Annotated in this window: 10 protein-coding genes; 5 read left to right on the forward strand and 5 right to left on the reverse strand. The window is 68.2% G+C overall.

Annotated elements, in window-relative coordinates; all coding sequences use genetic code 11:
* Positions 1-3: 3 nt before the first annotated feature.
* From B0F77_RS04315 to B0F77_RS04325, 3 genes are read right to left on the reverse strand one after another with little or no spacing between them, the layout of a single operon-like run.
* Positions 4-918: an SDR family oxidoreductase gene (locus tag B0F77_RS04315; protein ID WP_086661436.1), complete on the reverse strand. Its 915-nt coding sequence runs from the start codon at positions 916-918 to the stop codon at positions 4-6.
* The gene (locus B0F77_RS04320) at positions 902-1,381 is read right to left on the reverse strand and encodes a pyridoxamine 5'-phosphate oxidase family protein (protein ID WP_086661437.1); all 480 of its coding nucleotides are present in this window, start codon (positions 1,379-1,381) and stop codon (positions 902-904) included. The genes B0F77_RS04315 and B0F77_RS04320 overlap by 17 nt, the downstream gene beginning before the upstream one ends.
* Entirely contained in the window at positions 1,381-1,908 is a 528-nt protein-coding gene (locus tag B0F77_RS04325; RefSeq protein ID WP_086661438.1) for a TetR/AcrR family transcriptional regulator, read from the reverse strand. Before B0F77_RS04325 ends, B0F77_RS04320 begins: the two co-directional genes overlap by 1 nt.
* A gap of 48 nt (positions 1,909-1,956) precedes the next feature.
* On the opposite strand from B0F77_RS04325, the gene B0F77_RS04330 reads away from it, so the two are divergent.
* Positions 1,957-2,745, forward strand: a complete 789-nt coding sequence (locus B0F77_RS04330; RefSeq protein WP_086661439.1) for an HAD family hydrolase — start codon at positions 1,957-1,959, stop codon at positions 2,743-2,745.
* On the opposite strand, the gene B0F77_RS04335 is transcribed toward B0F77_RS04330, so the two are convergent.
* On the reverse strand, positions 2,742-3,608 hold the full coding sequence (locus tag B0F77_RS04335) for a LysR family transcriptional regulator (protein WP_086661440.1): 867 nt from the start codon (positions 3,606-3,608) through the stop codon (positions 2,742-2,744). The genes B0F77_RS04330 and B0F77_RS04335 overlap by 4 nt on opposite strands.
* Positions 3,609-3,682: 74 nt before the next feature.
* Here B0F77_RS04335 and B0F77_RS04340 point away from each other — a divergent pair, with 74 nt between their 5' ends.
* Entirely contained in the window at positions 3,683-4,042 is a 360-nt protein-coding gene (locus tag B0F77_RS04340) for a darcynin family protein (protein ID WP_086661441.1), read from the forward strand.
* Between the two features lie 7 nt (positions 4,043-4,049).
* On the opposite strand, the gene B0F77_RS04345 is transcribed toward B0F77_RS04340, so the two are convergent.
* Positions 4,050-4,484, reverse strand: a complete 435-nt coding sequence (locus B0F77_RS04345; protein WP_086661442.1) for a PPOX class F420-dependent oxidoreductase — start codon at positions 4,482-4,484, stop codon at positions 4,050-4,052.
* 132 nt (positions 4,485-4,616) lie between these two features.
* On the opposite strand from B0F77_RS04345, the gene B0F77_RS04350 reads away from it, so the two are divergent.
* From B0F77_RS04350 to B0F77_RS04360, 3 genes are all read left to right on the forward strand, one after another.
* The gene (locus tag B0F77_RS04350) at positions 4,617-5,528 is read left to right on the forward strand and encodes an ABC transporter ATP-binding protein (RefSeq protein WP_086661443.1); all 912 of its coding nucleotides are present in this window, start codon (positions 4,617-4,619) and stop codon (positions 5,526-5,528) included.
* A 5-nt stretch (positions 5,529-5,533) separates the two neighbouring features.
* A complete protein-coding gene (locus B0F77_RS04355; RefSeq protein WP_086661444.1) occupies positions 5,534-6,289 on the forward strand; it encodes a hypothetical protein in 756 nt (251 codons plus the stop codon).
* Between the two features lie 85 nt (positions 6,290-6,374).
* Positions 6,375-7,277, forward strand: coding sequence for an ABC transporter ATP-binding protein (locus B0F77_RS04360; protein WP_086661445.1), 903 nt, complete (start codon positions 6,375-6,377; stop codon positions 7,275-7,277).
* Positions 7,278-7,379: the final 102 nt, after the last annotated feature.

Raw genomic sequence — 7,379 nt, forward strand, 5'->3', positions numbered from 1 at the left:
AAGCTAGCGGTACTTCAAAACGTCCACAGTGGACCGTTCCAGCCCCGGCTCCACCACCTCGTCGTGCCAGCGTCCCCAGTCGGGCTGCGAGCCGTCGAGGTCCGTGAACCCGTACTCGCGCATGAGCCGCCACGACGACAGGCACTGCCCTGCGAACCTCTCGCGGTCCTTGTCCGCGGCGAGGTGTGCGAGGCCGCGGCCGAGGTAGTGCGGTGTCTCGGACAACGCGTAGTCCGGCACCTTCTCGATCGCGTCGCGCCAGTTCGCCTCCGTCACTCCGAAGTTCTCGAGCATCTGCTCGGACCTGAGGAAACCCGGAGTCGCGGAGAACGCGGTGACGCCGGGGACGTCCTTGAGGTCCCTCGCCAGAACGTCGCCGAACCGACGCACCGAGGACTTCACGGCGTCATAGGTCAGGTTCACGTAGTAGGGCTTGCCGTCCTCGCCATCGGTCACCTCGACCACTAGCCCGTCGTCGGAGCGCACGAGGATCGGCATCAGCTTGTGCAGCGCCACCAGGTGCGTCTCGATGCCGTTGCGCCACATGCGCAGCTGCCGGTCGAGGTCGTGGTCCCAGAACTTGCCCCACTCGACGAGGTTCTCGCCGCCCCAGGCGTTGTTCACGAAGATGTCGAGCCGGTCGATCCTCGCGGCGAGAGCGTCCACATCGGACGGATCGGTGAGGTCGCACCGGACGGCGATTCCGTTGCCACCGGCTTTGGTGACCAGCTCCGCGGTCTCCTCGATCGTCTCCGACCGGCCGACCTCCGACTGCTGCTCGCGAGTCGTGCGGCCGGCGACGAAGACCGTCGCGCCGGCCGCGCCCAGCTCGACCGCGATGGCGCGCCCCGCACCCCGCGTCGCACCGGTGACGACCGCGACCTTCCCGCTGAGATCGGGCTCATTTCTTGGCGACACGCCGAGTCCCCCTTCCCTCGTGCCAGGAGAGGACGATCATCTCGTCGCCCTCGACGGTGAGTGACACGACCTCGGTGACGTCGAACCGGAACAGGTCGATCTCCTCCGGCTTCGGCTGCCAGCCGGTGCGGTCGAACAGGTCCTTGAGATAGACGTCCTTGTCGGTCCAGAACTCGGCGGTGCCGCTGATCTTCGCGTCGCCCGCCTCCGTCATCGAGGCCGTGGTCGTGTTGCAGTGCAACGAAAATCGTGGGTCGCGGCGCAGATCACGCGACTTCAGCGAGTCAGGCATCATGCCCGCCCACAGCTCGCCGTGGGTGAAGTCCGGTTCGACGCCGCTGATCCGCGGCGCGCCGTCCTTGCGCAGCGTCGCGATCAACGCGTGCCGGTCCGCGGCGAACCTGCTCTGCACGAACGCGGCCAGGTCGGGCTGTTCGGCCGTGAACTCCGCCCAGGTAGCCATCAGCGCATCCCTTTCAGCACCAGATCGATGTCCTCTGCCATGCGTGTCAGCAACTCCCCGCGTGGGCGCACCGACCAGTCCATCGCGATCCCGTTGACCTGCGCGGCGAGGACGCGGGCCGCGTTCGGCGGCAACCCCTCGGCCGCGCACATGATCTCCAGTTCCGCTTCCATCACCGCGTAGTGCCTGGCCAGCAGCCCGCGCAGGTCCGGGTCGATCAGGTCGACGCCGAGTTGCGCGAGGTTGTTCGCCGCCACCACCGGGTCGGCCAGCCGGTCGAACCAGGTGAAGAGCGCCTCGCGGACGGTGCCCACCTCGCGCATCCGGCGGACGACCTCCTCGGTACCTGCTTTCGTGAGCGCCTGCAGCAGGCCGCTCTTCGATCCGAACCGCTTGGCGACCGCCCCGACGCTGACCCCGGCCTCGGCCGCCACGTCCGCGACCGTGAACTCCGGTCCGCGCCGGTCGATGACCGCCGCGACGGCGTTCAGGATCCGTTCGTCGGTGATGGTGCGAGGTCGTGCCACCGCATTAGTGAACCACAATTCACTAACCATCGCATAGGGTGGTACCACGTGAGCTGGAGACCGCGCCTGGTTGCGCTGGACATCGACGGAACCCTGACCCCTGTCGGCTCGAACGACATCGCTCCCGCCGTGAAAGCGGCCCTCACCCGCGTGACGGAACACGGCTCGCTGGTCGTGCTCTGCACCGGTCGCAGCCTCATCGGCACCACCCCGATCGCCGCACAGCTGCCCACGTCGTTCGCCCTCTGCTCGAACGGCGCGGTGTGGTGGGACCCGGCGCGCGCGGAGGTCACCAAGCGCACGACGTTCGACCCCGGCCCGACCATCAAGACGCTGCAGGCACTGCTTTCGGACACGGTGTTCGCGATCGAGCAGACCGGTGTCGGCAACCTGGCACTCGGCGAGTTCCTGCCCGGCGACCTGTGGGGCGTCACGACGCAGACGACGTTCGACGAGCTCGCGGCCACCCCGACGCCGCGCCTGGTCATGCGCTGGCTCGACCACACGCCGGCCGAGATGGCCTTTGCCCTGAAAGACCTGGAACTGCCCGATGTCGAGTGGTCCATCGACCACACCGAGGCGTGGCTGACCGTGGTGCCGCCGAACGTGTCGAAGGGGGCGGCGCTGGAGGAACTGCGACAGGAGCTCGGGATCTCCGCCGCGGACACGCTGGCGATCGGCGACGGGAGCAACGACGTCGAGATGCTGCGGTGGGCGGCGCTCGGAGTCGCGATGGGGCAGGCACCGGCGCGGGTGCACGCGGCGGCCGACGAGGTGGGGCCGACGGTGCTGGAGGACGGTGCGGCGCAGGTGTTGTCGCGGTATTTCCCCGCTTAGCCGCAGGCCTGGACCGTCTCGCGCAGCCAGCGCTGGGCGGGGTCGGCGTCGAGCCGGGCGTGCCAGCGCATGCGGACGTCGATCTCGGGCAGATCGGCGCTGATCGGGAACCAGCGCAGGTTTCCGGGGTACTGCTCGACGAGGCGTTGCGGGGCCAGGCCGATGTAGTCGCTCTGGGCGACGAGCTGGGCGGCCGCCGAGTAGAACGGCACCACCGCGGCGACGTGTCGTTGCAGGCCAACCGCTTGCAGCGCCACGTCCAACGGCCCACGCACCCGGCCGCGACGCGACGCCGAGACGTGCGGGTACCGGCAGAGCTGTTTGAGCGTCGGGCGGTTCTTGAGCGGATGACCGGCGCGGACGACGCCGACCAGCCGTTCGCGGAATAGCACGACGGACCGGATGTCGGACTCGGTGTCGTGGCCCGCGCCGATGTCGAGGTCGACCGACCCGTCCCGCAACGCCCCGGCGCTCTCGTCGCCCTCCGCCACGAACCTGAGGACCACCCCGGGCGCCTGCACGGCGACAGCGCTGACCAGCGGCGTCACCACGCCGTCGCTCACCCTGATGGTGAACGTGCGACGCAGGTCGGCGGGGTCCAGCTCCTTGGCGTTGATCAACGCGGATGCCTCGTCCAGCAGCGACCGCACCCGCGGCGCGATCTGGAGCGCGTACGGCGTCGGCGCCATGCCACGTCCCGAGCGAACCAGAATCGGGTCGTTCATCGCCCGCCGCAGCCGCGAGAGCGCCCGGCTGGTCGCGGGGATCGACAGGTGCAACCGCTCGGCGGCCGCGGTGACGCCGACGCCTTGGAGCAGTGCGTCGAACACGCGCAACAGGTTGAGATCGAGCTGGTCCGGCATGTTTGCATCGTATGCAACTCTGTCTTGCCAAAGTTGCGTGGCGAGCAAGCCTTGGTCGTTTCTACGTTGAGGGCATGACAACCTTTGAGGCCAACGTGACCGCGTTCATGCTCGTCAAGACCACCCCGAAGTGGCTCACCCTGACCGTCCCGCAGCGCATGGAGGCGTTCGCGACCGAGATCCTCCCGGTGATCGAGGAGAAGGCCGAGGGCGTGCGATCCCGGTTCTACGACACGGAGTTCTACTCGACGCGGGTGACCGACATCTGGGTCTGGGAGGCGCGCGACCACGAGGCGTACCAACTGCTCATCGAGGCACTGCGGGAGACGCCGTTCTGGGACACCTACTTCGAGGTGGTGGACCTGCTCGTCGGGGTGGAGAACGGGTACGCGCGCAACTACGGCGTGGACCCGCTCGCCACCGTGAGCGTCTAGTCAGCGCCTAGTCGGAGACGTTGGTCTTCGCGACGATCTTGTCGACCTTCACCCGGACGACCATCTCGCCCGGCACGCCGTTGCGCTCGGCGTACGCGTCGGCCTGGTCGGCGCCCATGTAGCGCGCGGCCGTGCGGCCCGCCCAGTACTTCAGCTGCTCGGGGTCCTCGTCGGTGATCGCCTGGCCGGTGATCGTCACGAAGTTGAACGGCGGGGTCTCGTCGTCGAAGCACAGGGCCACCCGGCCGTCGCGCAGGATCGACTTCCCCTTAATGGTGTCGCGAGCCGTCAGGAAGACGACGTCCGGGCCGTCAAGATCCACCCACACCGGCGCGACGTGCGGTGATCCATCCTTGCGGGTGACCGCGAGCTTGCCGGTGCGGGCGGGCTTGGCCAGCACGAACTCACGCCACCAGCCTTCGGGAGCTTCCGTGTATCCCATGTGGCCCATTCAACTACGACTGAGGTAGCGGCACCGGACGACGGAAGTTGACGTCGGTCGCAGACCGCAGGGCGATGTGGCGGACCCCCTCGCAGCAGGAGAGTTGTCTCCAGCACCGAGAGGGGAAAGCCAATGATCGAGGCAATCGGCCTCACCAAGAGATACGGCAGGACGGTCGCGGTCGACGACCTGTCGTTCACCGTCCAACCTGGACGGGTGACCGGATTCCTCGGTCCCAACGGCGCCGGCAAGTCCACCACCATGCGCATGATCCTGGGGCTCGACCGCCCGACGGCCGGCCGCGTGCTGATCGACGGCAAGCCCTACGCGGAGCTCAACCGTCCACTGCGGACGGTTGGCGCGCTGCTCGACGCCAAGTGGGTGCACCCGAACCGCTCCGCCCGTGCTCACCTGCGCTGGCTCGCCAAGTCCAACGGGCTGCCGGACAAGCGCGTGGACGCGGTGCTGGAGGCGGTCGGTCTCACCCAGGTCGCGGGCAAGAACGCCGGTGGGTTCTCGCTCGGCATGGCGCAGCGACTGGGGATCGCCGCGGCACTGCTCGGCGACCCGAAGGTGCTGCTGTTCGACGAGCCGGTCAACGGCCTGGACCCCGAGGGCATCCTCTGGATCCGCACGTTCATGCAGAACCTCGCCGCCGAGGGCCGCACGGTCCTGGTGTCGAGCCACCTGCTGTCCGAAATGGCCCTGACGGCCAGCGAGCTCGTGGTGATCGGCAGGGGGAAGCTGATCACCCAGAGCAGCACCGCCGAGTTCATCGACCGCTCGACGGGGAACTCCGTCCTGGTGCGCAGCCCTCAGCTCTTCAAACTCGGCCCGCTCCTGGTGGACAAGGGCTTCACGGTTCGTGACGGCGCGGACGGCGCGTTGTCCGTATCGGGTGCCACCAGTGACCAGATCGGTGACATCGCCGCTGCCAACGGTGTCGTCCTGCACGAGCTCAGCCCGCAGCGCGGCTCGCTCGAAGAGGCGTTCATGCAGCTGACCGGCGATGCTGTCGAGTACCACGCAGAGATCGGGAAGTGAGTCTGATGACCCTGTTGGCAGTTGAGAGAATCAAGCTCTTCTCGACCCGTTCGCCCTATTGGTGCACGGCACTCGCCCTGATCCTGGGTGTCGGTCTCACCGCGATCATCGCGGGCACGACCGACAACGGCCAGATGTCCATCGGCCTGACGCAGTTCGGCAGCAGCCAGCTCGCGCTGTCCGTCGTGCTGGTCATGTCGGCCCTCGCGGTCACCACCGAGTACCGCTTCAGCACGATCCGCGCCACGTTCCTCGCGGTGCCGAACCGCACCTCCGCGCTGGTCGCCAAGACCGTCGTGGTCGCGTTCATCGCTGGTGTGCTCGGCGAGATCATCGCGTTCGCCTCGTGGGGCATGGCCAAGGTGTTGTCGCCGGCCTCCGACCTCGCGATCAACACGGGCGCCGAGTGGCGGCACGTCGCGGGCATCGGCCTGCTGTACGGAATCGGCGCGGTCCTCGCGATCGCGGTCGGCATCCTGGTCCGCCAGACCGCCGGTGCCGTGGCGATCCTGCTGGTGTGGAACATGCTTCTCGAAGGCCTGATCGGGATCATCCCGAAGGTCGGCGTCAAGATCCAGGCGTGGCTGCCGTTCCAGAACGCCAACCACTTCCTGGCGCTGGGCGGGGCAGACGCGGCCGAGCAGCCGGGAGCCGGGATCGCCTTCAAGCTGAGCCAGTGGGGTTCGCTCGGCTACTTCGCCGGTATCGCGGTCGCGCTGCTGGTGGTCGCGCTGGTCGTCGCCAAGCGGCGGGACGCGTGACCGAGTGAGGGGGAGCGAGGCGCAGGCCATCCTTCGGGGGGATGACCTGCGCCCCGATCAGTCTTTCGAGCGAACGGGAGAGGCCATGATCGAAGCAGTGCGGTTGCGCAAGCACTACGGCCGGACCAAGGCCGTCGACGACCTGTCGTTCACCGTCCGGCCCGGCCGGGTGACCGGGTTCCTCGGACCGAACGGCGCCGGCAAGTCCACGACCATGCGGATGATCCTCGGCCTCGACACGCCCACCGGGGGCGACGTCAAGATCGACGGCAGGCACTACGCCGAGCTCAAGCAGCCGCTGCGCAAGGTCGGCGCGCTGCTCGACGCGAAGTGGGTGCACCCCAACCGTTCCGCGCGGTCGCACCTCAAGTGGATGGCGGTCTCCAACAAGATCCCGGTCAGCCGGGTCGGGGAAGTGCTGGAGATCGTCGGGCTCACCGAGGTCGCGCACAAGAAGGCCGGCGGGTTCTCGCTCGGCATGGCCCAGCGGCTCGGCATCGCGGGCGCGTTGCTCGGCGACCCCGAGGTGCTGCTGTTCGACGAACCGGTCAACGGCCTCGACCCCGAGGGCATCCTCTGGATCCGGCAGTTCATGCACCGGCTCGCGGACGAGGGCCGCACGGTGTTCGTGTCGAGCCACCTGCTGTCCGAGATGGCCCAGACCGCGCAGGACCTCATCGTGATCGGCAAGGGCCAGCTGATCTCGCAGACCACCACCGAGCAGTTCATCGCCGACGCCACCCAGGACCACGTCCGGGTGCGTTCACCGCACGCCGTGAAGCTGCGTGAGATTCTCGCCGCCAACGCCACGGTGACCGAGGACGCGGTGGACGGAGCCCTTGTGGTGCACGGAATTCCGGCACCGCAGATCGGTGAGATCGCGGCGGAGAACCAGATCGTGCTGCACGAGCTCAGCCCTCAGCGCGGGTCGTTGGAGGAGGCCTTCATGCAGCTCACCAAGGAGTCGGTGGAGTATCACGCGCACTGACCGGCGGCGCCCCGTCACCCACAGAAGCCTCACCAGCCTCATTTTTGGACACGCGGGCGCCCCGCGTGTCCTCTGACAGTACGAAAGGGCCCCGCGTGCCGT

Source organism: Lentzea kentuckyensis (assembly GCF_002150765.1).
Lineage (GTDB): Bacteria > Actinomycetota > Actinomycetes > Mycobacteriales > Pseudonocardiaceae > Lentzea > Lentzea kentuckyensis.